The following is a 23817-nucleotide window of genomic DNA, read 5'->3' as shown; positions in this document are numbered from 1 at the left end:
GTGGTCGTTCGGTGAGTCATGTTCATGATCGTGGCACGCTTGATCGGCGTCGCGCAACGCTCCCGCAGGTCAGGCAGGCAGCTCCGCCTCCGGTGTCGCCTCGACCAGCGCGCGCGTGCAGGGGTGCTGCGGGGAGCGGAAGATCTCGTCGGACGGGCCGGTCTCGACGATGCGGCCGCGCTGCATGACGGCGACACGGTCGCTGTAGAGACGGATCACCGCCAGGTCGTGGCTGACGTGGAGGAACGAGATCCCCTGGTCACGCTGCAGGTCGGCCAGCAGGTTGAGGATCTGGGCACGCACCGACACGTCGAGCGCCGAGGTCGGCTCGTCCGCGATGATCAGGTCCGGCTTGAGGGCGAGCGCGCGCGCCACGGCGACGCGCTGGAGCTGCCCGCCGGACGCCTCGTGCGGGTAGCGCCCCAGGTAGTCGGCGCCGAGGCCGACCGACTCCAGCAGCGCGACCAGCTCGGCGGTCGACGTCGTCTCGCCGTGCGCACGGAAGACGTTCTCCAGCGTCTGCCGCACGGTCTGCCGCGGGTTCAGCGACGCCAACGGGTCCTGGAAGACCATGGCGACGTTGCGCCGCAGCCGCCGCAGTCCTCGCCGACTGAGGCCGGCGACGTCCTGCCCGTCCGTGCGGACGGTTCCGGACGTCGGCACCACTAGGCCGTTGGCCATCCGCGCCAGCGTGGACTTGCCCGAGCCGGACTCGCCGACCAGACCGAGCGCCTCGCCCCGCTTGACGTGGAGCGAGACGCCGTCGACGGCGAGGAAGCCCTTGCGCCGGCGGCCGAAGCCACCGGCGGTGCGGTAGCGCTTGCTGACGTCGGTCATCTCCAGGATCGGCTCGCTCACCGGGCGACCTCCTGCGGTGCGGGGAGACGATCGAGGTGGCAGGCCGCAAGGTGCAGGCCGCCGCCCTCGCTGGTCGGGCGGGCGGTGGGTAGCGGTGCCTCGACGACGCAGCGCTCGCCGACCTGGTCCGCGAGGCCGCAGCGCGGCGCGAAGGCGCAACCCGGCCCGGCGTCGCGCAGCGACGTGGGTGCGCCGGGGATGGCGCGGAGCCGGGTCCGCTCCCCGCCAGTGTGGAGCCGGGCGTCCAGCCGCGGCGTGGCCGCGCGGAGACCGGCGGTGTACGGGTGGGCGGGCTGATCGAAGATGTCGCGGAGGCTGCCGTACTCGGCCTGGCGGCCGGCGTACAGCACGAGGACGTCGTCCGCCGCGCTCCCCACCACCCCGAAGTCGTGGCTGATCAGGAGCATCGCCATGCCGTACTCCTGCTGGAGTTCGCGGAGCAGGGCCAGGATCTGCGCCTGCACCGTCACGTCGAGCGCGGTGGTCGGCTCGTCGGCGATGAGGAGCGCCGGCCGGTTCACCAGGGCCATCGCGATCACCGCGCGTTGCCGCATGCCGCCGGAGAACTCGTGCGGGAAGCGGCGTACGGCGTCCGCGGGCTCGGGGATGCCGACCCGGTCGAGCATCTCGACCGCACGGGCCCGCGCAGCGCGGCGGGTGACCGACGGGTTGTGCAGGCGGACCGCCTGGGCGATGTGCGCGCCGACGTCGAGGTACGGGCTGAGCGCGGACATCGAGTCCTGGAACACCATGGCCACGTCGGAGCCGCGGGCCCGGCGCAGCTCGCGCTCGTCGGCGGAGAGCATCTCCCGGCCCGCGACGACGATCCGGCCCCGGGCGCTCGCCCCGCGCGGCAGCAGCCGCATGATCGCCCGGCCGGTGATCGTCTTGCCCGACCCCGACTCACCGACCACGGCGAGCGTGCGGCCGCCGTCCAGACTCACGGAAAGGTCCCGGACGACATCGGCGGTGACGCCGCCGCCGGTGAACGAGACGCACAGGTCCTCGACCTGGAGTACGGGGTCAGGCACGGCGGATCCTCGGATCGAGAAGCGGCATCAGCAGGTCGGCGATCAGGTTGCCGACGATGATGAGGAAGGCGGAGAAGAGCGTCACCCCGACGACGATGCTCAGGTCGGACTCGTTCACGCCGGACAGCAGCAGGTCGCCGAGCCCGTGCAGGCTGAACACCCTCTCCGCGATCACCGACCCGCCCAGGAGCGCGGTGACGTCGAGCGCGAACATCGCCACGACCGGCACCATCACGCCGCGGACGGCGTGCCGGTTCACCTGCCGGGTCGACGCGCCGCGCGCGGTCATCGCGACGAGGTGGTCGGCCGAGAGCTCGCTGAGGAGCTGGGTGCGGGTGACCCGGATGTAGCCGGCGGCGAGGATGAACGACAGCACCATCCACGGGCCGATCAGGTGCCAGGCCCAGTCCGTCGGTGACTCCGAGAACGACACGAAGCCGGAGTACGGCAGCGCGTTGAGCATGAAGCCGAAGACCTGGACGACGAGCAGGCCGACGAGGAAGGTCGGCACCGACAGCCCGAACATCGCGAAGCCGGTCGAGAACCGGTCGACGATCCCGCCCTTGCGTATCGCCGACAACGCGCCGAGGCCGATGCCCACGACGAGGCACAGGACGGCCGCGCCGAGCGCGAGCGACAACGTGACGGGCAGCCGCTCGGCAATGAGCGTCGTGACGTCGCTGCGGTTCGGGAATGAGTAGCCGAAGCAGGGCGCGTCGCAGTGCACCTGCTGGGCGCCCTCGCCGTACGTACGGCCGACGAAGAGGCCCTTCACGAACTCGGTGTACTGCCACACCGCGCTCTGGTCGGTCTGCATGTAGGCGCTGACCTTGGCTCGGGTCTCGGGCGGGCACGGCTTGCCGCACATGGCGCGGGCCGGGTCCTTCGAGGCCCCGAAGAAGAGGGCTATCGTCACGAAGGCGATCGCGAGGAGCATGAACACCGCGGTGACCATGCGGCGGGCGATATAGACGATCATGCGGCATCCTCCGTGCGCACGTCGAGGACGTCGCGGAGTGCGTCACCGGCGAGCGTGGCGCCGAATACGATCAGGAACACCACGGCGCCCGGGAAGAGCATGTACCAGACGTCCGCACCGCTGTAGATCCACGACAGCGAGTCCGAGAGCAGCTTGCCGAGGTCGGGGACGTCGCCACGCAGGCCGACGCCGAGGAACGACAGTCCCGCGACGACGCTGACGTTGCCGGGCAGCGACATCGCGAACAGAACGACGACCAGGCCGAAGAGGTGCGGCAGCATCTCACGGCGGATGATCTGCCAGGGCGGAGCCCCGGTCGCGCGCGCCGCCTCGACGAAGGCGCGGGCGTTGACGGCGCCGGCCTGGGCGCCGATGATCCGGGCCGGAACGGTCCAGCCGAAGAAGGCCAGTACCAGCACGAGGACCAGGCCCCGCGGCATCTCCGGCGGCACGATCGCCATGATCGCGATGACGAACATCAGGCCCGGGAAGCCGAACATGAAGTCGATCACCCGCCCCGCGACGGCGTTGAGCCAGCCGCCGAAGTACCCGGTCGCCGTACCGAGGACGGCGGCGAAGGCGATCGACAGGATGCTCGCCCCGAACGCGATGAACAGCGACGAGCGGATGCCGTAGACGATCTGGGCGAACAGGTCGACGCCCGTCACCGGGATGACGCCGAGCCAGTGGTCGGCGCTGACGCCACCGAAGGCGCCCAGCGGACGGCCGCCGTCCGGGTTGAGCAGGTCGGTGTGCAAGGTGCTCGGGTCCTGTCCCTCGATCCACACAAGCAGTGGGGCGCAGAGCCCCGCGACGAGCGGCACGACGAGCATGACCAGGCCGGCGACGCCGGACCGCTTCCGGAGGAAGCGGCCGAGGACCGACTGCTTCTGGAGGAATCGGCGGAGGGCCGGCGTACCCCGGCCCTCCGCCTGCTGGATCTCAGCGATCGACACGGACGACCAGCTCGTTCGCGAACGGCGGGTAGGCGGGGATGAAGTAGTTCTTGATCTTCGAACCGGCCAGGGCCTGCGTGCGCTGCACGAGGATCGGCACGATCGGGGCGTCCTCCATGATCTGCTTGTCGATCGCGGCCCACATCTCGGCGGCCTTGTCGAGGTTCGGCTCCGCGGTAGCGGCCTCGATCGCGGCGTCCACCTTGGGGTTGGAGAACTTCGAGGCGTTGCCGCCGCCGTTGCCGATCTCGCTCGACGCGAACAGCGGCTGGATGGTGCTCATGCCGCTCGGGAAGTCCGCTCCCCAGCCGTTCGTCGTCATGTCGTAGTCGCCGTCGGCGGACGAGATGAGCTCGTACCAGGTGTCGCCGTCAAGGCCCTTGAGCTCGACCTTGACGCCGACCCGCGCCAGCGAGTTCTTGATGCTCTGGGCTTCCTTCTCCTCGATCGCGCTCACGTCGGTCGGGTAGGTCAGCGTGAGCTTCAGGTCGGAGACGCCGGCGGCGGCGAGCAGCTCCTTCGCCTTGTCGACGTTGCCGGTGTCACCGCCGTCGTACAGGTTGTACTCGGTGTAGCCGGGGATGCCGGGCGTCATGATGGTCGAGGTGATCTGGCCGCCGAACTTCGGGCCGCCGTACACGCTCTGCAGCTCGGCCTTGTTGATCGCGTAGTTGATCGCCTGCCGCACGCGGACGTCGGAGAGGACCGGGCGCTTGACGTTCATGGCGAGGTAGCGGAAGTAGCCCGACGGGCTGTTGGCCATGCGGTTGGAGATCGACGGGTCGGACTCGATCCGCTGGAACTGCGACGGCGAGATGAGCGCGTTGCTGATCGCGGTCTTGTCCTCGCCCTTGTCGTCGATGAGGCGCTGCACGATCGTGTCGTTGTTCAGGCCCATGTCGAGGACGATCTTGTCCGGGCCGGCGAACCGTACCTGGTCGGTGTCGGCCTTCCAGTTCGGGTTGCGTTCCAGCACCGCCTGCGAGCCCTTGCGGAAGCTCGTCACCTGGTACGGGCCGCTGGCGACCGGGTGCTCGCCGTACGTCTCCGGCTCGGTGTCGGCCGCAGCCGGCACCGGCGCGAAGGCCGGCATGCTGACGATCCACGGCCAGTTGCCGAACGGACGCGTCAGGTGGAAGACGATCTTGTGGTCGTCGACGACCTCGATGGAGTCGAGCTCCTTGCCGTCGTACGGGCCGTCGTAGTCGGCGCCGCCGACCAACAGCGTCTTGTGGTAGCCGAGGCCACCCTGGAACATCGGCGCGAACGACCGCTCGATGCCGTACTTCACGTCCTGCGCGGTGATCGGGCTGCCGTCGGAGAACTTCAGGCCCTCCTGCAGCGTGAAGGTCCACGTCTTGCCGCCGTCGTCCGTCGTACCGGTGTCGGTGGCGAGGTCCGGCACGAGGACCGTGTCCTTGTCCGGGAATGTCTGCCACGACGTCAGCCCACGGTGCACCCACCGCAGCCGGGTGGTCGGCACCATCTGCGCCTTGGCGGTCTCGAAGGACTCGGTCGCGCGCCGCGAGAGGTAGTGCAGGGTCCCGCCCTGGGGCACGGACTCGAGCGCCGTCGTGTTCTTGTCCTTCGTCGGCTCGGTGGACTGCGAGTTCGCGTTGCAGCCCGCCATCACGAGGGCCAGGACGAGCGCGAGCCCTGCGGGCACCACTCTCCGGGATCGGTTCGCCATAGATCGCGCTTCCTATGAGGCGGTCCCGATCGGTCGGGTCCGCTTTGGATCTCAGGAAGGGAGTCTGTTGGCGGGCGAGAGCGCGCGTCCATCGAGGAGTTCTACAGGGGACCTTTCAGAAAATCTGAAAGATCGCGGAGATTTGCGCGCGCGGCGTCCACGATAGTCCGGCGGTCCCGGTGGCTGGAAGACCGCGGCGCACGGGGCGAACCCCCAAACCTACGAGTTCGGGGGTTCTTGTTTCGGTGCCGGTGCGACGCGCCGCTCGGCGGTCGCACCCTGACGTCTTTGAAGCGCCCCGGGCGCGTCGCTCAACGCTCGCGCCGGCGCCGGATCTTGCCGCCCACGCCGCCGAACAGCGCCAGGCCCTTCACCACAACCACCGGCGCCGACGGGTCGACGTCTGCGCTGCCGTGCACATCGTAGCCGCCGAAGATGCCGACGCCGTGGCAGCGCACCTCCACCCCCTCAGGCACGATGATCTCGGCTCCGCCGAAGATCGCGTTGATCGTGATCTCAACCTCTTTCGCCTCGAACTCGGCGTCGGTCAGATCGAACTGGAGGCCGCCGAACATGGCCAGCGCTCTGGTCCGCCGCCGTACCCGCCAGCGGCCCTTGCGCTGGGCGCCGCCGAAGATGGCGACGATGTTCTCGGGCTCGGAGCTCCCGCCCTGCACATAGGACACCGGGCTCGCGGCCGGACGGTGCCGCTCGACCTGTAGGTCGCCGGTGAGGATCTCGAGCTCTCCCACGGTCTTGGCCTGGTAGAGCCGGTCCAGGCGATCGGAGTACTCCTCATGACTTAGCTGACCGGTGCTCAGGGCTTCACCGAGCACGGCGGAGACCTGCTCCCTGTTGCTGTCCGAGGCGCGCAGGTGTGACATCTGGGAGTCCCTACGCTGAGGGGGATTTTCCATGCTAGTCACGATAGTTCTCATTCATCCTGACGGCGGAGCTCACCAAGGGCCCACGTTGGATGTTCCCAGCGCCAATGCCGATTGCCTAGTGCGCGGTCCCCGAACGTTCACCAGGATTACCGGGTGACGCGTCCCGTGTGGTCGTCCTGGACGGCCGCAGTGTGCCGACCCGATATCCACCGAGTTGCCTGCGGATGTCCGGCCTCGTCTGCCTCACCCATCCCCGGATGTTAGGCGAAGCTAACCTTAGATAACCTCAGGCAGGGAGGTTGTCATGGGACCTGGTGAGTTCGCCAGAGGTGCATTGATGCGGCTGAGCCGGGTGACGGGTGACCGACGACATCGCCGCCGACTGGCCGAGTTGGGATTCGTGCCGGGTGCGGTGCTGTCGGTGCTGAACCGGGGCATGAACGGCGGGCTCGTCCTGGCCCTCGGTGACGGCCGGGTGGCCGTCGACGCCCTCACGGCCACGACACTGGTCGTGGAGCCGGCCGGTGAATGAGCGACCGCTCACCAAGACACTGCTGACCAAGCCCTGCTGCGAGGACGACGCCCCCGGCAACGTCAACGCGGGCGACCCGCGGGTCGCCCTCGTCGGCAATCCCAACGTGGGCAAATCGACCCTCTTCAACATGCTCACCGGGGCACGGCAGCGGATCGGCAACTGGCCCGGCAAGACCGTGAGCGTGGCGCAGGGCACCTGGCGCTCGCCCCACGGCGACATCACGCTCATCGACCTGCCCGGCACGTACAGCCTGCTGCCTGGTTCCCCCGATGAGGCGCTGACCAGGGACCTGCTCGTCGACCGGGGCATGGACGGCCGTCCCGACCTCGTCGTGATCACTGTCGACGCCGCCAACCTCGCGCGGAACCTCTACCTGCTCGCCCAGGTGATGGAGACGGGCGTGCCGCTCGTCGTCGCGCTCACCATGGTCGACATCGCGAAGAGCCGAGGCATCCGGATCGACGCCGGACGGCTGGCCGAGCTTGTCGGCGCGCCCGTCGTGCCCGTCGTGCCCCGCCGAGGCGAGGGTGTGGACGAACTCGGCCGCGTGATCGGGGAGGCCCTGGCCGCTCCCCGCCGGCCGGCCGTACCCGTCCTGGGCGCCGACCTGGAGGCCGCGCTGGAGTCGGTCACCGCCGAGGTGCCCGGCGAAGCCGCCGCCCGCTATCCGGCCCGCTGGCTGTCGACCGCGCTGCTCGCGGGAGAGCCCGTGCCCGGCGTCCCGGAGGAAACCACCGCCGCCGCACGCGCCCTCGGCACCGCCTTGAACACGGACGACGATCTGGACGACCCGGAGCTCCTGATCGCCGAGCAGCGTTACGCGTGGGTGCACGAGGTGATCGCGGACGTCGTGACCCGAAACAGCGCCGGGCACGCCACCTGGTCGGACCGGGTTGACCGGGTGCTGACCTCCCGGTGGGTCGGGCCGCCGATCTTCCTGGGCGTCATGTGGGCGGTGTTCGTCCTCACCACGACCGTGGCGGAGCCGCTCATGACCGGCCTCCAGGGGCTCTTCGACGGCCCGGTCGCCACAGGGGCGGGCCGCCTGCTGGACGCGATGGGGGCAGGCGACGCGATCCGGGGCCTGGTGATGAACGGCCTCGTCTCGGGCGTCGGGCAGGTGCTCTCCTTCGTCCCCCTGATGGCCATCATGTTCGTGCTGCTGTCCGTGCTGGAGGACTCCGGCTATCTGGCCAGGGCGGCGTTCGTCGTCGACCGGCTCATGCGGCTCATCGGCCTGCCCGGTCGCGCGTTCCTCCCGTTGATCGTCGGCTTCGGCTGCAACGTGCCCGCCCTGGCCGGCACCCGCATCCTGTCCGACCGGCGGCACCGCCTCCTGACCGGCCTGCTGATCCCGTTCGTCACCTGCAGCGCCCGGCTCACCGTCTACGTACTCGTGGCGACCGCCTTCTTCGGCAGCGCCGCCGGCACTGTCGTCTTCGCGATGTATGTGTTGTCGATCGCCCTGGTGATCGGGATGGGCCTTCTGCTGCGCGGCACCCTCTTCCGCGGCATGGCCGAGGAGCCGCTCGTCCTCGACCTGCCGCCGTACCGTCTGCCCGCCGTACGGGTGATCGGCGCGCAGACGTGGCTCAAGCTGCAGGCCTTCCTGAAAACGGCCAGCGGGATCATCGTCGCCACGGTCACGCTCGTGTGGCTGTTGTCGTCGATCCCGTTCGGAGGCCAGGGCTCGTTCGGCCGCACGCCGATCGAGCACAGCGTTTTCGGCGCCGCCTCGCACGCCGTCGCCCCCGCCTTCGCCCCCGCCGGGTTCGGCGACTGGCACGCCTCCGCCGCCCTGATCACCGGGTTCGTCGCCAAGGAGGCCGTGGTCTCCACGATGGCCCAGACGTACAGCATGGGCGAACCGGCTGACGGGAACGAACCGGGCGGGCTCGGGGCCGCCCTGCGGGCCACCATCGAGCAGACCTCGAACGGCCATCCGATCCCCGCCGTGCTGGCGTTCCTGGTGTTCCTCCTCGCCTACACGCCGTGCATGACGACCGTGGCCGCCCAGCGTGCGGAGATCGGCGGACGGCTCACCCTTTTCGGCATCGGGATGCAGCTCACGCTGGCCTGGCTGCTGGCGGTGGCGGTGTTCCAAATAGGAAGCCTCTTCCTGTGAGCGCGCTGCGCAGGGTCCTCGAAGAGATCACCGCGGCCCGCGGCGGGACGAGCCTGGACGAGATCGCCCGACGGCTGGAGATCGGCCGCGACGAGGTCGACGCCATGGTCGCCTACTGGATCCGCAAGGGCCGCCTCTCCGCCGACGACATCGCGGCCGCCTGTCCGAGCGGCGGCTGCGGCGGCTGCTCCCTCGGTGACGACGGCAAGCCGGGGTGCGGCACGCGGCGGGACGGCCCGGTGCTGCTCGCGATCACCGTGCGCCGCCCCGAGGCCATCGGATAACGCGGGGTTACCGTCGAGAGATGACCGTGGTCAAGGCCGTCCTGATCGACATCGACGGCGTTCTCACCATCTCGTGGCGGCCGATACCGGGCGCGGTCGACGCCCTGTCGCGGCTGCGCGACCGGGACAGGGCGATCGCGCTCGTCACCAACACCACCTCGCATACCCGGAGCTGGCTGGCGCGGACGCTGGCCGACGCCGGGTTCTCCGTCAGGCCGGACGACATCGTCACCGCGCCCACCGTCACGGCCTCCTACCTGGCGTCGCGCTATCCGGGGGCGCGCTGCGCGCTGCTGAACAGCGGGGACATCCGCGAGGACCTTCCCGGGGTTGAACTGGTCGAAGACGACCCCGACGTGGTGATCGTAGGCGGCGCCGGCCCCGAGTTCGGTTATGAGGCACTCAACCGGGCATTCGCGCACCTGCTCGGCGGGGCCCGGCTGGTGGCCATCGCGCGCAACCTCTACTGGCGCACCGACGAGGGGCTGCGACTCGACGGCGGAGCCTTCCTCATCGGTCTGGAACAGGCCGCCGGGGTGGAGGCCGAGGTCGTGGGCAAGCCGTCGCCGACCTTCTTCACCGCGGCGCTCGGCGCGCTCGGGGTGAGCCCCACCGAATCGGTCATGGTCGGCGACGACGTGCAGGCGGACGTCCTCGCCGCGCAGCGCTGCGGGATCGGCGGCATCCTCGTCCGCACGGGCAAGTACCTGCCGCGCGCGCACGAACTCGCCGACCCGCCTCCTGACCACGTCATCGACTCCTTCGCCGACCTCCCCGAACTGCTCGACGCCCTGGAGGCGTAGACCCCGCGTGCTCGCGCGGGAAAGCACACGGCTATTGCGTGCGACACACAAGCTCTTTCTGAAACAGGGCTTCGGCATCGGGATGGACCACATCGCCGCCGAAGCGGGAGTGTCGAAGGTGACCGTCTACAACCATTTCACCGGCAAGGAAGAGCTGTTCACCGAGGTGGTGAACGATGCGCTCGAACAGGCGCTCGGCCGGACCATGCGCGCCATGCAAGAGCGCCTGCGCACCGGCGACGGCCTGCCTGCGTGAGGTCCTGACTGCCACCGCCCGCGCGGTTCGCGCGTCGAACCCCGAAGGAGCCCCGAGTAACCGCAGCCGCCAGGTGGGGGCGCCTCTGACCTGCCCATACGGCGTACTGTCCGGGTTGTCCGCTTTACGTGCGGCAGCCTAGGCTTAGGAAAAGGCACCTCGTTAGGTGAGGCGTCTGTCCGGATACAGGCCACTGACCCCACGACGTCGAGAGACGCCCAGGGTCAGGACACCTTTCCCCGGCTTAAGGGGTGAGGCCAGGTGGCTTCCCGCGCGGGACGCGGGCATACGCCGGGCAGTGCCGAAGCTCTTACGAGATGTGGGGTGCACCGCCTGTCACGAGGCGGGCCCCGTCTTGGAAGCAGCGCCGCCGGGAAACGGCGGCGCCCGGCCGGACGGAGGTGATGACGTGTCCGAACGCTGTCCCAGCCGAAGTCGGCTCAAGGCTCGCGTGTCCTCGTCCGCCTCCGGCATGCGGTAGCCGCCCACTCGCGTCCCTCCCCTGGTCCCGTCACGTACGGCAGGCGCGAAGACGGCGGCGCGACGCGTGCCCCGGTTGGCCCGCTCCGGGCCGAGAGGGGTTCGTCATGGCCACAGAGTTCACCGCCCCCGGCCGCGTCGGCGCGCCGCCGGACCACGCCCACGCGGGCGACATCCGCGGCGCGCTCGGCACCATCCGGCACGGCGAGACGGCCGCCTCCGGCCTCTCCGCCAAGTTCAAGACGCTGCTCGCGATCATCGGCCCCGGCCTGATCGTGATGGTCGGCGACAACGACGCGGGCGCGTTCGCCACGTACGGGCAGGCCGGGCAGAACTACGGCACCGCCCTGATGTGGACGCTTCTGCTGCTCGTGCCGGTGCTGTACGTCAACCAGGAGATGGTGCTGCGCCTCGGCGCGGTCACCGGCGTCGGGCACGCCCGGCTCATCTTGGAGCGGTTCGGCCGGTTCTGGGGCGCGTTCAGCGTGATCGACCTGTTCATCCTCAACGCGCTCACCCTGGTCACCGAGTTCATCGGCATCACGCTGGCCGCCGGCTATCTGGGCCTGCCGAAGATCCCGTCAGTGATCCTCGCCGGGCTGGTCATCATGGCGGCCGCCTCCACCGGTTCGTTCCGCCGCTTCGAGCGGATCGCGATCGCGCTCTGCGGCGCGTCCCTGCTCCTGGTGCCCGTGTACGTCATGGCGCACCCGGCCTCCTCCGAGGTGGCCCGCGGCTTCCTGCTGCCCTCGCTGCCCGCGGGCCCCGGCGGCATGGCCCCGCTCATGCTCCTCGTCATCGGCGTCGTCGGCACGACAGTCGCGCCGTGGCAGCTCTTCTTCCAGCAGTCCTACGTCATCGACAAGCGCATCACGCCGCGCTTCATCAAGTACGAGAAGGCCGACCTGTGGATCGGCATCGCCGTGGTGATCGTCGGCGCGGCGGCCATGATGGGGGTCGCCGCCGCCGCGTTCGCCGGGACCGAGGCCGCCGGGAACTTCACCGACTCGGCCGGCATCGCGCACGGTCTTGAGGCGTACGCGGGCCGGGTCGCCGGGGCGCTGTTCGCCGTGGCCCTGCTGGACGCCTGCGTGATCGGCGCCTTCGCGGTCTCCCTGTCCACCGCGTACGCCGTCGGGGACGTCCTCGACCTCAACCACTCGCTGCACCGCGGGATCCGGAACGCCAAGGGCTTCTACGCGGTGTACGCCGGGCTGGTCGCCGCCGCGGCGGCCGTCGTGCTGATCCCCGGCTCGCCCCTCGGCCTGCTCACCGAGGGTGTGCAGGCGCTGGCGGGGGTGCTCCTGCCCAGCGCGTCGGTGTTCCTGCTGCTGCTGTGCAACGACAGGGAGATCCTCGGGCCGTGGGTCAACGGCCGGGCCACCAACGTGTTCACCTCGCTGGTCGTCGGCGTCCTCGTCACCCTGTCGGTGATCCTCACCGCCGCCGTTCTGTTCCCGGGCATCGGCGAGAGCCAGATCTTCATGATCATGGGCGGGTGCGCCGCCGCGGGCGCGGTCGTGACGGGTTACGTCCTCGCACGTCGGCGCCGCTCCGCAGCCGTGCCGATCGACCGTACGGGCCGGGACGACTGGCGGACGCCGCCGCCGGCCGAGCTGGGCAGGCCCGTCCTGTCCGCGACGCGCCGGCTGGGCATGGCCGTGCTGCGCCTCTACCTGACCGTCGCCACGGTGCTCGTCATCGTCAAGATCGTCCAGATGGCGCTCGGGCACTGACCCGGCCGCCGTCCTCCACCTCCGCCGTCCGGGAGACATCCAGGAGAGGAGAATGGCCAGGTAGACCAGGTAGAGGGGGTGAGAGCGATCGTTCACGGACCCCGCGCCTGCTCGCCGCCGCTCGCCTTCGGCGTGGCCCAGGCACTCACCGTGGAGGCGCGCCTGCCGCACTACGGCCACACCGCTGGCCTGGTCGGCTTCTTGGTGCTGGTCACCGTCTTCATCCTCCTCGTGATCGCCATCGCCCGGTCCAGAAGGAGATGAGCCACATGGGGACGCGGTCGGCGGACAGGCCGGCGTCGCCGGTACGGTCGGCGGGTGACCGAGGAAGAGTGGATCGGGCACCGGCCGGCTGTCTTCGGGGTGGCCTACCGGCTGCTGGGCAGTGTCAGCGACGCCGAGGACGTGGTGCAGGACGTGTGGTTGCGCGCCACCGCGGCGGACCTGTCCGAGATCGAGGACCTGCGGGCCTGGCTGGTGACGGTGGCCGCCCGCCGGTGCTACGACCTCCTCCGCTCGGCCCGCGCCCGGCGCGAGACATACGTCGGCCCCTGGCTGCCCGAGCCGCTGCTGACCGGCCCGGACGCCTCCGCGCCGGTGCTCGTGGACGAGTCGGTGAGCACGGCGATGCTCCTCGTCATGGAGCGGCTCACGCCGCCGGAGCGGGTCGCGTTCGTGCTGCACGACGTCTTCGACGTGCCGTTCGCACAGATCGCGAACGTCCTCGGGGCCACCCCCGCGGCCTCCCGTCAGCTCGCCTCGCGGGCGCGGCGCCGGGTGGCCGCGGTCAAAGAGCAGCCGCGCGCGAGCCGCCAGGAACGCGAGCGGGTGCTCACGGCGTTCCGCTCCGCGTACGAGGCCGGCGACCTCAAGGGGCTGGTCGAGCTCCTGCATCCGGACGCGGTGTACGTCACCGACGGCGGCGGCAAGGCCTTCGCCGCCCGCAAGGTCATCATGGGCGGCGAGCGCATCGCCATGGTGCTCTTCCGCGTGGCCCGGCAGCGCCGGTTCGGCCCGCACGCGCCGCGCGAGGTGGGCGGCGAACTCGCTCTGGTGGTGTGCCGCGACGAGCGGATCACGCTGGTCGACACCTTCGACATCGCGCCCGACGGGCGGATCCTGGCGATTCGACGGGTGCTCAACCCGGACAAGCTCGCGCACCTCGCCCCGGCGCGCTGAGCCTCTCCGTGAAGATTTTCCGGCGAAGCCGTCACATTCGCCGGTGCTGTCCCGTCTCCCTGGCGACAACCTGACGAGTCCGAGGAAGGGAAGCACGATGTCACGCTTGAACATCCACGAACTGGCTCCCGAGGTGTACAAGGCGTTCATCCAGGCGGATCAGGCGCTCCGGAAGGGGCCCCTGGACGGCGCGGTCCGCGAGCTGGTCAAGATCCGCGCTTCGCAGATCAACGGCTGCCTCTACTGCATCGACATGCACATCCACGAGGCCCTGAGCCATGGCGAGACGCAGGATCGGATCTTCCAGCTCCCGGGCTGGCGGGAGTCCGAGCTGTACACCGACGCCGAGCGCGCCGCGCTGGACTACGCCGAGGCCGCCACCAGGCAGCCCGACGGCGTGTCCGACGAGGTCTGGGACGCGGTGACCGCCGCGTTCAAGTCGGAGGAGGCCGCATACCTCGTCGCGCTGGTGGCGCAGATCAACCTGTGGAACCGTCTCGGGGCGACCATGCACATGCGTCCTCCGAAGCGGGGCTGACGGGCACGCGACGCCCTTCAGTGCCGGTGAAACCGCGGTGATCCGGGCCGGTCGGCCCGGATCACCGACTGCCCACGCGTAACGCAAACTTTCGCTCCGTCCAAGGGTGAAGGCGAGATAGATCGTCTTTTGGACGGAGAGGAAAGCATGAACTTAGGCAGTGGACTGATCGCCGCCGTCCTGGCCGGATCGGTCGGCATGACCGCGCTTCCGGCACCACCATCGCCCGGCCCGGGGGATGTCCGACACGATGACGGCGCATCGGAGGGCGGCGTCACACTGATCACCGGCGACCGGGTCGTGGTGACCGGCCGGGGCCACCGGGTGGAGCCGGGACCGGGACGGCAGGTCTCGTACCACACCCGCCGGCGCGACGGGCACCTGTACGTGTTCCCCTCCGACGCGATGCCGCTGGTCGCTCAAGGGGTCCTGGACGAGCGGTTGTTCGACGTCACCCAGCTGCTGCAGTGGCGTTACGGCGACGCCGACCGGGCTGACATCCCGCTGATCAGCCAGTCGGCCGAGGGAGTCGCGCCCGCCGCGCCGCAGGCGGCGCGGCAGACCATGCGGCTGGACACCCTCGGCATGGGGGCGTTGCGCGTCCCGAAGGCCGATACGGCCAAGACGTGGAAGGACCTCGTCAACGGGCCGCGGGCCTTGGCCGCCGGGAAGTCCCGGCTCTGGCTCGACGGACGCCGCGAGTTCACCCTGGACCGCAGTGTCTCGCAGATCGGCGCGCCCGAGGCGTGGAAGCAGGGCATGACCGGCGAGGGTGTCACGGTGGCCGTGCTCGACAGCGGCTACGACCCCGACCACCCGGACCTGAAGCAGGTGGTCACCCAGTCGCGGAACTTCAGCGACGCCCCGGACATCCGCGACAACGTCGGCCACGGCACGCACGTCGCCTCCATCATCGCCGGCGCCGGGGAGAAATACCGGGGTGTGGCGCCGGGCGCCAAAATCGCGGTCGGCAAGGTCGGCGAGGACTCCATTACCGATTCGGCGCTGCTGGCGGGCATGGAATGGGCCGCGGTCGAGGTCAAGGCCAAGATCGTCAACATGAGCCTCGGCACCCCGGACACGCCGGATCTCGACCCCGTCGAGCAGGCGGTGAACACGCTGTCGGAGCGGACCGGTGCGTTGTTCGTCATCTCCGCCGGCAACGACGGCGCGAAACGCGAAACGATCAGCAGCCCGGGGAGTGCGGACGCCGCGCTGACCGTCGGCGCGGTGGACAAGTCCGACCGGATGGCGGCGTCCTCCAGCCGCGGTCCCCGCGTGGGCGACCACGCGCTCAAGCCGGACCTGACCGCCCCCGGTGTGGACATCACGGCCGCCGCGGCGGCCGGCACGGCCGACGGCTCCTATGTCTCCCATAGCGGCACCTCGATGGCCGCCCCCCACGTGGCCGGAGCGGCGGCGATCCTCGCCCAGCGCCACCCGGACTGGAACGGCGCGCGGCTCAAGGCGGCGCTGATCGGCTCCGCCACCCCCGTCGCGGACGCCGGGCCGTACGACCAGGGTGCGGGCCGGGTGGATGTGGCCCGCGCGGTGGCGCAGCAGGTCGCAGCCGTTTCGGGCAACGTCTGGGCGGCTTTCCCCTGGGGGGATTCCGGCAAGAAGGAGGCGACCAGGACGATCACCTATGCCAACTCCGGCGACTCTCCCGTCACCCTCGACCTGGCCGCCGACGAGGACATGCTGTCCCTGTCGACCGCCCGGCTGGAGGTGCCGGCGAAGGGGGAGGCGTCGGTCACGGTGACCATCGACGCCGAGCGGAAGGCGCCCGGCGACTACCCCGGGGTGATCACCGCCAGATCCGGCGACACGGTGGTCCGGACTCTGGCCGGCGCCTACGTCGAGCCGGAGTCCTACGACGTCACGGTCACCGGCATCGGCAGGAACGGCGCGCTCAACGTCGGCTACGGTGAGGTCTACAGCCCGGAGACGGGAACCGCTTACAACCTCTTCCTCAAGGGCGGGGTGACCAAACTCCGGCTCCCGGTCGGCACGTGGAACCTCTACGCCGACCTGTTCGAGGACGCCTCGGTGACGACGGCCCATATTCCGCTGACGGTCGGCAAGGCCGACCAGAAAGTGGTACTGGACGCGCGTCAGGCCAAGAAGGTCGAATTCTCCGTGGACGAGCCGACCGCCGCGCGTGAGCCCTCGCTCCAGGTCGCTCTCACCAACGGTTCGTGGTACTCCGGGTGGTCCGACGTCGACACTCCCCAGTTCGAGCATTTCGTACTGCCGATACGGGAGCCCGGCCTCCGCTTCATGGCCCACACGGTGTGGCACAAGAAGGACGCGACCCCGAGCCCGTACCGCTATGACCTGGTCAAATACCACACCGATGGCATTCCGGACGATCCCTCCTACACCGCGCGGACGCGTGATCTGGTGAAGGTGACCGCGACCTACCGGGCCTCCGGCGTGGCGGCTACGGGATCCGTCTGGACGGGTCCCCATCCCGCCGGGATCGGCTGGGCCTTCGCCGTCCCGACCGAAGTCGGTCTGCCCGGCACCGTCACCCACTACCGGACTCCGGGCTTCATCTGGGATACGGAGGTCACGACGGGCACATGGTCCGTGCGCGACACCGGAAGACAGCTGGATGGGGGGCCCGTCCGGGAGACGTGGTACGCCGCGGTGACCGGACCGGCCTTCGCCACTCCCGGCGGCAGCCGCACCGGCGATGAGCTCCGCTTCGCGGCCCACCAGCTCTTCACGGACGGTGCGCCCGGACGGACCGGCGGTGACGGCGCAGCCACGGGAACGGTCACTCTGGCCAGAAGCGGCGAAGTGATCGCCAAGATCGACCTGGCCGACTGCGGGCCCTGGGAGGCGCCGCAGTGCCTGCTGTCGGCGAGACTTCCGGCAGAGAAGGGCACGTACACGCTGCACGCGTCGGCGGGCAGGCAGGTGCCGTACGCGGCACTGTCCACGGCGGTGGACGCCGTCTGGACCTTCCGCTCCGCGACCGCGGAGAAGCCGCAGCCGCTGCCGCTGATGGCGGTGCGCTACGCGCCCGAGGGGCTCGACGACCTCAACCGCGCCACGCGGGGATCCGTGACCCGGGTGCCGATCCGGATCGAACGGAATCCGGGGGCGGCGGAGGCCGCGGTGCGGTCCGTGAAGCTGGAGGTGTCCTCCGACGACGGCGCCGGCTGGCGCGCGGTGCCGGTGATCCGCGCCGGGTCAGGATGGACGGCTCTGCTGGCCAACCCCGGCACGCCGGGCTTCGTCTCGCTGCGCGCCACGGTGACGGACGCCGCCGGTGACAGCGTCGTCCAGACGATCACACGGGCCTACGCCGTTCGCTGACCGAGCCGGTCCCCTGCCGGCCGCACGGCCCGGACAGCCGGGTGGCGTCAGGGGCGCCGGGCGGCGACCATCGACGTCCGCGCGTGGGGGCCGCCGTACCAGAACCGCCAGCCCAGGTCGTAGACCTGGACGTCGGCGGCCCCGCACTCGCGCAGCACGGCGGCGTAATCGCGGGCGTTCCGGAAGTCCGCCAGCCGGAGCCTGCCTCCGGGCCGGACCACCCGGAACGCCTCGCGGACCGCCGCCGCGCGTTCCTCCGCGTCGGGGATGTTGTGGACGGCCAGGCTGGATACCACCAGATCGAACGTCCCGTCCTCGAACGGCAGGCGGCGCATGTCGTCGGTGACCAGCTCGACCCGGTCGGCGACCTTCTCGGCGCGGGCGTTGGCCCACGCGGCGTCCTGGCTGTTGCCCGACTGGTCGCGGGTCCACAGGTCGAGGCCGACGGCCTTGCCCCGGGGCACCCGCGCCGCCGCCTTGACGAGGACGAGGCCACGGCCGCAGCCCAGGTCGAGGACGCGTTCGTCGCCCTTGAGCCGCAGCCGGTCCAGCTCGGTGTCCCAGACGTGGAACTTCCCGCGGAGCGTGGTGTGCGCGAACAGCGCCGCGCCGACGACCAGCATGATGCCGCCGAGCAGCAGCACCACCGCCGGGATCGGCCAGCCGACCCCGAAGAACACGACGGCGACGGCCAGTTCCGCGACCCCGCCCGCGGCCAGACCGGCCAGCACCCCTGGAGCGTCCACACCATAGTTCGCACGGAGATCCGGCACGGTTAGTTCTTACCGGTGTCAGACCCGCCGCGTACAGAGCGATCTTGACTTCTTTTTTTGACGTTCTTTACCTGGGGAGCGAGGGACTGAAGGTGCGCCCCCAGCCGCCGAACGAAGGGCGGCAAAACGACACCGCCGGGCCGCGTGCGCGGCCCGGCGGTGGACGGGCTTCCGGCCTCGGGAAACGATCCCGAGAGAGCGACGTCAGGAGGCCGCGGCCACCCGCGCGGCGCTCTCGTCCGCGTCCTCGTTCGGGCCCTCTCCCTGGCCGTCCGCCGCGGCGCCGTCCGCGTCCGCGACGGTCTCCCCGCCCTGGGCGGAGTCGGCCGCGTTCGCGTCCGCGTCGGGGTACGCCACGATGAACTGCTCGATGACCTCGTCGGGGACCTTGCCCCGGGCCGGGACCTCGATGCCCTGCTCCCGGGCCCATTCCCGGACGTCGGTGGCGGTGTAACCGCGCAGCCGGGGCGAGAGATCGGCCGCCGCCTTCTTCGACCGCGACGCCTGCTTCACCTCGCGAGAGTTCTCCAGGACCGTCTCGATGAACGCGAGAGCCTCGCTGAGCCGCTCCTGGTTGGCCTCCGACAGGTCGATGGCGAAGGTCCGGTTCAGCAGCGGGAACTCCCGTCTCGCCACGTCTTCGCCCTCGGAGTGGTCGAGGTCGTCAACCAGAATCACCTTCTGCGCCACGTGCAGCCCTTTCCGGGTCGATCTCCATCTGTCTTGGACCGTGGCATCCTACTGGTGCTTCGCCGTTTCGATCATGTTATCGAGTCGCGTCGGTCGTGGCGCGGCCGTCCTGCTCACGTGGGAGCCACTCGTCACCCCACGCGACCTCCCGCGCGGCGCGGTACGTCTCCCCCTGCCGCTTGGACACCGTCAGGTCGGCGACCTGGCCTTCGTCGGTGCAGAGCCGCAGCATCACCAGGCCCTTGCGCTTCTGCGGATGGCGCAGGACCCGGCTCTCCGCGCGCGGCCACCGTTCGGCCGACACCGCGATGTAGGAGAACTTCTCGTCCTCGAAGCTCAGCGTGCCGTCCTTGATCTGCCGGTGCAGCGCGCCCCGGTTGAGCCGCACGGAGAAGTGGCACCAGTCCTGGGCACCGCGGATCGAGCACTCCCGGTCGTGCGGGCACGGCGCCACCACGTGCGCCCCCAGCTCGATCAGCAGGTCCCGGGCCGCGATGATCCGTGCGTGGCCGGCGGGCGTTCCGGGCTCGACGATCACGAGGACCCGGGCGTCCTTCGCCAGGGAGCGGACCACGTCCTCCTGGGCGGCGGGCGACAGCTCCCCCAGCGCGTACGACATGGTGACCAGGTCAGCCGGAGGCTTGGGGACCGCCCGGTCGATGACGACCTGCTGCCAGCGGGCCTCGCGCACGGCGGCCGTCGGCGACCGCTTCGCCAGCCGCTTGCCGAAGCCGATGGCCGACGGCGACTGCTCCAGCACGCTGACCTGCCGGAGCGTCGGCCAGACGTCGCTCGCGGCCCAGACCGCGCTGCCGGTGCCGCCGCCCACGTCCACGTGCGTCTCCGGCGCGAACCCGGGCGCGAGCGCGGCGACATGGTGCAGCGCCGTGCGCACGGCCGCGTACGTCGCGGGCATCCGGTACGCGGCGTACGCGGCCACCGCCGTCTCCGAGCCCAGGACGGGCGCGGCCCGGTCGAAGCCCTCCCGATACTGCGCGATGATGCTCTGCACGGAGCGCGTCAGTTCGGGTACGGCGAAGCGTCCGAGTGCCTCTTCCAGCACGTCTCTGAGGTCTTGGGGAGGGGCGGCCACACGCACCATGATGCCCGCCGCCCGCTCCCGGTGTCGAAACCTCTTCGACACGGCGCGACGCGGATTTGATACTCGGTCGATGAGCTTCTCAGTACGGATGGGCGAGCCCGCCGAGGCCGCGGACGTATTGCGGGTCAAGAACGCCTCGTGGCAGGAGGCGTACCGGGGCGTGGTGCCCGACGACTTTCTCGACGGGCTCACCGTCACCCCGGGGGCGGTCGCGCACTGGCAGGCCATGATGGCCGGCCCCGCGTGCGGCGTCGTCGTCGGCGAGACCGCCGGGCGGATCGTCGGGCTCAGCGCGTACGGCCCGGCCGGGAACGGGGTCCCCGGCGGAGAGGTATACGCGATCTACACGCTGAAGGAGTGCTGGTCGAGCGGGCTCGGGCCGGAACTCATCGCGTTCTCGCTGGCCCGGTTGACGGAGTCGGGACACGGCGAGGCCGGACTCTGGGTGCTGGAGAACAACCCGCGGGCGCGCCGCTTCTATGAGAAGACCGGGTTCACCCTTTCCGGACGCACGCAGGCGGAGGAGATCTCCGGCGTCCGGCTGCCCGAAGTCCACTACCGCATGGCGCTCACGCCCGATCAGGGCTGAGGCCGGCTGGGACGCCGGCTGCCTCCAGGCGGAGCGAGCACGGTCACGCCCGGCCGGTCAGGCGGGCGATCTCGTCCCGTACGGCACGGCTGAGCCCGCCGAGGAGTCGGTCGGCGCGGCCGTCCGAGGTCGCGGACAGCAGCCCGGCAACGACGGCGGGCGGCACGTATTCGAGCACCCGGCAGGCGCGGCGCAGCGTCATCGCCTCCACCAGGCGGACCGCCGCGGGGACGACGCCGAGCGCGCCGAGGACGGCGGCCGCGACCCGGTCGTCCGTGTGGGCCAGCATGCTCGCGCTCCGGCTGAGGGGCATCGCGCGCACCAGCCCGGCCACCAGGTCCGGGGCCATGTGGTCGGCTATCCGTCCGGCCCGCGAGGTCGGCAGCAGCGCCAGCACCTCGGCCGCCGCGGCCGGGTCGCCGGCCATGCCGTCCATGAGGCGTCCCGCCGCCCTCGGCTCCGTCGAGGCGAGCAGCTCGGCGGCCTCCTGCCGGGGCCGTTCGAGCAGCGGGCGCTCCCTCTCCCGGCCGCCCGCACCGGCACCACCCGCACCGCGTCTCTCTGGACCGCGTCCATCCGGGACCTGACCGCCCCCGCGCCGTCCCTCCGGGCCGGGGCCACCGGGAACGCGTCCCCCCGGAAGGTGACAGATTGGACCGCGGACGACCGGGGGGCGGGACACGGAAGCGAGGATCGCGTCCAGCCGCCGTCCGAGCTCGGCCGCGCCCATCCGCCCAGCGGGGTCGGTGACGAGCAGGCCGGTGATCGCGTCGGCGAGCGGACCCGGTCGCCGGAAGCGCGGCAGCCGCCCGGCGGCGGCCGCGCGCGCGGTTTCGAGCGGCCTCTCACGCCGGAACGGCGAGTATCCCTCCAGCCCGCAGAACAGCGTCACCCCGAGCGACCACAGGTCCGACGCCCGCCCCACGGTGTGCCCGTCGATCCGCTCCGGCGCCATGAACTCGATCGTTCCGAGCAGCATGTTGGTCGAGGTGAGGCCGTGCTCCCCCGAGATCCGCGCGATGCCGAAATCGACCAGGAAGACCTGGTCCTTGGGATCGACGATGATGTTGGCCGGTTTGACGTCCCGGTGTAGCACCTTCGCCTCGTGGACGGCGGCCAGCCCGGCCAGCACGTCGCGCCCCACCCGGGCGATCTCCCGCTCGGAGAGGATCTGCCGCTCGATCCGGCGGTCCAGCGACGTACCCTCGATGTACGCCATGACGATCCACGGCGATCCGTCGTCGATGAAGGCGTCGTAGATGTGGACGACCGCCGGATGGTCGATCCGCGCGGCGGCACGCGCCTCGCGCAGCGCCATCTTCCGGCGTACGGCCATGTCCTCGCCGTACGCCGCCAGCACGACCTCCTTGAGTGCGACGGATCGCCGCAGCGTACGGTCCCAGGCGAGCCATACCGTGCCCATGCCGCCCCTGCCGAGCTGGGACCGCAGCTCATACCGCCCTTGCACGATTCGCGCGGTCACCGGTGCGCCTCAGTCCTCGTCGGGGAGCAGCTCGACCCCGCCCGAGCGCTCCGCGCCCGGCCCCGGCATGCGGAGGGTACGGGTGTCCGCCATGCCGCGCAGGGCCTCGTCCTCCAGCGACCCGTACGCGTAGCCGGAGTCGGCCGTGTCGGCCCGGGTGCCGTTCGGTCCCTCGGGCGGCCGCGCCTCCTCCTCGAACCGGGCGGTGGGGCGGCGCGGCTCGTCCTCGCGCGGCGACCAGATGCCCCAGACGCTGTCCGACCCGCCGGGCGCGGCGGACCGGGCCCGGGACGCCGAGCGGACGCCGAACTCGTCCCGCATGCCGTCCAGGTCCCGGCGCTCGGCAAGCGTGAGCGCCTTCTCGTAGATGCCGGGCCGCTGCATGAGCTTCACCGCGACCGGCAGGCATTCGATGAGCAGGAACAACAGGAACAGCAGCAGCCGGGCCATGCTGAGGGTGAAGTCCTTGCCGGTGAGCTCGTTGAGCGCCCGAAGCCGGGTGAGCAGGCCGTCGGTGGCCAGGTTGTCCTCGTTGAAGGACCGCTGGATCCGGGCCTGCTGCTCGACCGCGGTGTCGAGCTGGCTCTGGGCCTTGGGCAGGGCCTCTTTTGCGGCGGCCAGCCGGGTCGCCTTGGCCTGTTCCCCGGACGAGTTCAGCTCGCGCTTTCGATCCTCTATCTGCCGGGTGAGCAGGTCGACGAGCTTCTTGTCCTTCTCGTACGCTTTCCGGCTCTCTTGAGCAAGTGGGCCATCGCCCTTTTTGGGGCAGTTTGCTCCACCGTAGAGCTGACACTGCAACTCGTTGTAGTGCTTGTCCATTTGCTTCCGCGCATCGGCGCGCTGAGCGGACAACGCCTTTATCTTCGGATCCTGTTCTATGTCAAGAGGGACGTCGCCGCCCGAGGAAATCACCCGCTGCAGATCGGCGACCTCCTTGCGGAGCTCGTCCACTCCCTTCCCCACCTCGCCCTGCTTCTGCTGCCGGGCGAACACATCGGCGCGTTCCTGCTTCATCTCGACGATCTGCGTGTCGATCTCCGCCTTGAAGACCTGCAGCACCATCGGAGTGGAGATCACCAGACCGAGCACGAAAGCGATGAGGATCCGGGGGATGGCCATCTTCCAGCGGTTCGGCGCGTCCGCCCTGATGGTGGAGACGAGCCACCGGTCGAGGCTGAGGATCGCCAGGCCCCACAGCAGCGCGGCCAGGACCGCGAGGACGATGTTGACGCTGAGCGCGCTGCTCAGGGCGAACGTCATGGAGACGACGGCGAGCACGCTCGTGGTGAGCACGGCGCCACCGATGCCCTCGAACTTGCCGCGCTCGGTCGGACACGTCCGGAGGACCTCGGGGCGCGCTCCCGACAGCGCGATCAGAACCGCGGACAGCCCGGCCAGGAAACGTCTCATGCTCCTCCTCGGGAATGGGAGTCTCACCATGTCGACGACGATCGGGCCGCCGCCGGTTCCCCTGAAGGGGTTATCATAGGCGCCCAATATCACATTTCCGGATACC

The 23817-nt window shown here is 70.5% G+C and carries 22 protein-coding genes and 1 riboswitch; of the genes, 11 read left to right on the top strand and 11 right to left on the bottom strand.

The window, feature by feature from the left end; genetic code table 11:
• Positions 1-69 precede the first annotated feature (69 nt).
• From ACQP1V_RS05305 to ACQP1V_RS05280, 6 genes are all read right to left on the bottom strand, one after another.
• Entirely contained in the window at positions 70-858 is a 789-nt protein-coding gene (locus ACQP1V_RS05305) for an ATP-binding cassette domain-containing protein (protein ID WP_433419370.1), read from the bottom strand.
• The gene (locus ACQP1V_RS05300) at positions 855-1889 is read right to left on the bottom strand and encodes an ABC transporter ATP-binding protein (protein ID WP_433419368.1); all 1035 of its coding nucleotides are present in this window, start codon (positions 1887-1889) and stop codon (positions 855-857) included. Before ACQP1V_RS05300 ends, ACQP1V_RS05305 begins: the two co-directional genes overlap by 4 nt.
• Positions 1882-2868, bottom strand: a complete 987-nt coding sequence (locus ACQP1V_RS05295) for an ABC transporter permease (RefSeq protein WP_433419365.1) — start codon at positions 2866-2868, stop codon at positions 1882-1884. The genes ACQP1V_RS05300 and ACQP1V_RS05295 overlap by 8 nt, the downstream gene beginning before the upstream one ends.
• Positions 2865-3824 carry an ABC transporter permease gene (locus ACQP1V_RS05290; RefSeq protein WP_433419362.1) on the bottom strand — a complete coding sequence of 320 codons (960 nt, stop codon included), beginning with the start codon at positions 3822-3824 and terminating at the stop codon, positions 2865-2867. The genes ACQP1V_RS05295 and ACQP1V_RS05290 overlap by 4 nt, the downstream gene beginning before the upstream one ends.
• Positions 3811-5514: an ABC transporter substrate-binding protein gene (locus tag ACQP1V_RS05285; RefSeq protein WP_433419359.1), complete on the bottom strand. Its 1704-nt coding sequence runs from the start codon at positions 5512-5514 to the stop codon at positions 3811-3813. The genes ACQP1V_RS05290 and ACQP1V_RS05285 overlap by 14 nt, the downstream gene beginning before the upstream one ends.
• 311 nt (positions 5515-5825) lie before the next feature.
• Positions 5826-6431, bottom strand: a complete 606-nt coding sequence (locus ACQP1V_RS05280; protein ID WP_433419356.1) for a DUF1707 SHOCT-like domain-containing protein — start codon at positions 6429-6431, stop codon at positions 5826-5828.
• Between the two features lie 274 nt (positions 6432-6705).
• Between ACQP1V_RS05280 and ACQP1V_RS05275 the strand changes: the two genes are divergently transcribed.
• The 10 genes from ACQP1V_RS05275 to ACQP1V_RS05230 all read left to right on the top strand — a co-directional run bounded on the left by ACQP1V_RS05275 (position 6706) and on the right by ACQP1V_RS05230 (position 17664).
• A complete protein-coding gene (locus ACQP1V_RS05275; RefSeq protein WP_433419353.1) occupies positions 6706-6933 on the top strand; it encodes a FeoA family protein in 228 nt (75 codons plus the stop codon).
• The gene (gene feoB / locus ACQP1V_RS05270) at positions 6926-9061 is read left to right on the top strand and encodes a ferrous iron transport protein B (protein WP_433419350.1); all 2136 of its coding nucleotides are present in this window, start codon (positions 6926-6928) and stop codon (positions 9059-9061) included. Before ACQP1V_RS05275 ends, feoB begins: the two co-directional genes overlap by 8 nt.
• Entirely contained in the window at positions 9058-9345 is a 288-nt protein-coding gene (locus ACQP1V_RS05265) for a FeoC-like transcriptional regulator (protein ID WP_433419347.1), read from the top strand. Before feoB ends, ACQP1V_RS05265 begins: the two co-directional genes overlap by 4 nt.
• Positions 9346-9365: 20 nt before the next feature.
• Positions 9366-10148: a TIGR01458 family HAD-type hydrolase gene (locus ACQP1V_RS05260; RefSeq protein ID WP_433419344.1), complete on the top strand. Its 783-nt coding sequence runs from the start codon at positions 9366-9368 to the stop codon at positions 10146-10148.
• 7 nt (positions 10149-10155) lie between these two features.
• Positions 10156-10404 (top strand): TetR/AcrR family transcriptional regulator, encoded by a 249-nt coding sequence (locus tag ACQP1V_RS05255; RefSeq protein WP_433419341.1) that lies wholly within the window; start codon positions 10156-10158, stop codon positions 10402-10404.
• Positions 10405-10555: 151 nt separating this feature from the next.
• A riboswitch (M-box (ykoK) riboswitch) is annotated at positions 10556-10730 on the top strand.
• A 261-nt stretch (positions 10731-10991) separates the two neighbouring features.
• Entirely contained in the window at positions 10992-12620 is a 1629-nt protein-coding gene (locus tag ACQP1V_RS05250) for an Nramp family divalent metal transporter (RefSeq protein WP_433419338.1), read from the top strand.
• A 78-nt stretch (positions 12621-12698) separates the two neighbouring features.
• The gene (locus tag ACQP1V_RS05245; RefSeq protein ID WP_433419335.1) at positions 12699-12884 is read left to right on the top strand and encodes a hypothetical protein; all 186 of its coding nucleotides are present in this window, start codon (positions 12699-12701) and stop codon (positions 12882-12884) included.
• 54 nt (positions 12885-12938) lie between these two features.
• On the top strand, positions 12939-13799 hold the full coding sequence (gene sigJ, locus ACQP1V_RS05240; protein WP_433419333.1) for an RNA polymerase sigma factor SigJ: 861 nt from the start codon (positions 12939-12941) through the stop codon (positions 13797-13799).
• A gap of 97 nt (positions 13800-13896) precedes the next feature.
• A complete protein-coding gene (locus ACQP1V_RS05235) occupies positions 13897-14337 on the top strand; it encodes a carboxymuconolactone decarboxylase family protein (protein WP_387416284.1) in 441 nt (146 codons plus the stop codon).
• Positions 14338-14484: 147 nt separating this feature from the next.
• Positions 14485-17664 (top strand): S8 family serine peptidase, encoded by a 3180-nt coding sequence (locus ACQP1V_RS05230; protein ID WP_433419330.1) that lies wholly within the window; start codon positions 14485-14487, stop codon positions 17662-17664.
• A 47-nt stretch (positions 17665-17711) separates the two neighbouring features.
• Here the strand turns inward: ACQP1V_RS05230 and ACQP1V_RS05225 are convergent, their stop codons facing one another.
• The 3 genes from ACQP1V_RS05225 to ACQP1V_RS05215 all read right to left on the bottom strand — a co-directional run bounded on the left by ACQP1V_RS05225 (position 17712) and on the right by ACQP1V_RS05215 (position 20220).
• Complete coding sequence (locus ACQP1V_RS05225; protein WP_433419327.1) at positions 17712-18437, bottom strand: class I SAM-dependent methyltransferase; 726 nt, start codon at positions 18435-18437, stop codon at positions 17712-17714.
• A gap of 204 nt (positions 18438-18641) precedes the next feature.
• A complete protein-coding gene (locus tag ACQP1V_RS05220; RefSeq protein WP_433419324.1) occupies positions 18642-19127 on the bottom strand; it encodes a histone-like nucleoid-structuring protein Lsr2 in 486 nt (161 codons plus the stop codon).
• A gap of 76 nt (positions 19128-19203) precedes the next feature.
• On the bottom strand, positions 19204-20220 hold the full coding sequence (locus ACQP1V_RS05215) for a small ribosomal subunit Rsm22 family protein (RefSeq protein WP_433419321.1): 1017 nt from the start codon (positions 20218-20220) through the stop codon (positions 19204-19206).
• A gap of 79 nt (positions 20221-20299) precedes the next feature.
• Between ACQP1V_RS05215 and ACQP1V_RS05210 the strand changes: the two genes are divergently transcribed.
• Positions 20300-20818 carry an N-acetyltransferase family protein gene (locus ACQP1V_RS05210; RefSeq protein ID WP_433419318.1) on the top strand — a complete coding sequence of 173 codons (519 nt, stop codon included), beginning with the start codon at positions 20300-20302 and terminating at the stop codon, positions 20816-20818.
• 43 nt (positions 20819-20861) lie between these two features.
• On the opposite strand, the gene ACQP1V_RS05205 is transcribed toward ACQP1V_RS05210, so the two are convergent.
• Both ACQP1V_RS05205 and ACQP1V_RS05200 read right to left on the bottom strand, forming a co-directional pair.
• Positions 20862-22301, bottom strand: coding sequence for a protein kinase domain-containing protein (locus tag ACQP1V_RS05205; RefSeq protein WP_433419315.1), 1440 nt, complete (start codon positions 22299-22301; stop codon positions 20862-20864).
• A gap of 9 nt (positions 22302-22310) precedes the next feature.
• Complete coding sequence (locus ACQP1V_RS05200) at positions 22311-23711, bottom strand: DUF4407 domain-containing protein (protein ID WP_433419313.1); 1401 nt, start codon at positions 23709-23711, stop codon at positions 22311-22313.
• Between the last annotated feature and the right edge of the window lie 106 nt (positions 23712-23817).

Source organism: Microtetraspora malaysiensis, assembly GCF_050947145.1.
Lineage (GTDB): Bacteria > Actinomycetota > Actinomycetes > Streptosporangiales > Streptosporangiaceae > Microtetraspora_A > Microtetraspora_A malaysiensis.
This window is presented reverse-complemented; position numbering and strand designations above follow the sequence as displayed.

Bases quoted from the DNA above. Each gene is read 5' to 3' on its own strand.
- ACQP1V_RS05275 (WP_433419353.1), top strand. From the start codon at position 6,706: ATGGGACCTGGTGAGTTCGCCAGAGGTGCATTGATGCGGCTGAGCCGG.
- ACQP1V_RS05295 (WP_433419365.1), bottom strand. From the start codon at position 2,868: ATGATCGTCTATATCGCCCGCCGCATGGTCACCGCGGTGTTCATGCTC.
- ACQP1V_RS05210 (WP_433419318.1), top strand. From the start codon at position 20,300: ATGAGCTTCTCAGTACGGATGGGCGAGCCCGCCGAGGCCGCGGACGTA.
- ACQP1V_RS05235 (WP_387416284.1), top strand. From the start codon at position 13,897: ATGTCACGCTTGAACATCCACGAACTGGCTCCCGAGGTGTACAAGGCG.
- ACQP1V_RS05280 (WP_433419356.1), bottom strand. From the start codon at position 6,431: ATGGAAAATCCCCCTCAGCGTAGGGACTCCCAGATGTCACACCTGCGC.
- ACQP1V_RS05260 (WP_433419344.1), top strand. From the start codon at position 9,366: ATGACCGTGGTCAAGGCCGTCCTGATCGACATCGACGGCGTTCTCACC.
- ACQP1V_RS05200 (WP_433419313.1), bottom strand. From the start codon at position 23,711: ATGAGACGTTTCCTGGCCGGGCTGTCCGCGGTTCTGATCGCGCTGTCG.
- ACQP1V_RS05250 (WP_433419338.1), top strand. From the start codon at position 10,992: ATGGCCACAGAGTTCACCGCCCCCGGCCGCGTCGGCGCGCCGCCGGAC.
- ACQP1V_RS05230 (WP_433419330.1), top strand. From the start codon at position 14,485: ATGAACTTAGGCAGTGGACTGATCGCCGCCGTCCTGGCCGGATCGGTC.
- ACQP1V_RS05285 (WP_433419359.1), bottom strand. From the start codon at position 5,514: ATGGCGAACCGATCCCGGAGAGTGGTGCCCGCAGGGCTCGCGCTCGTC.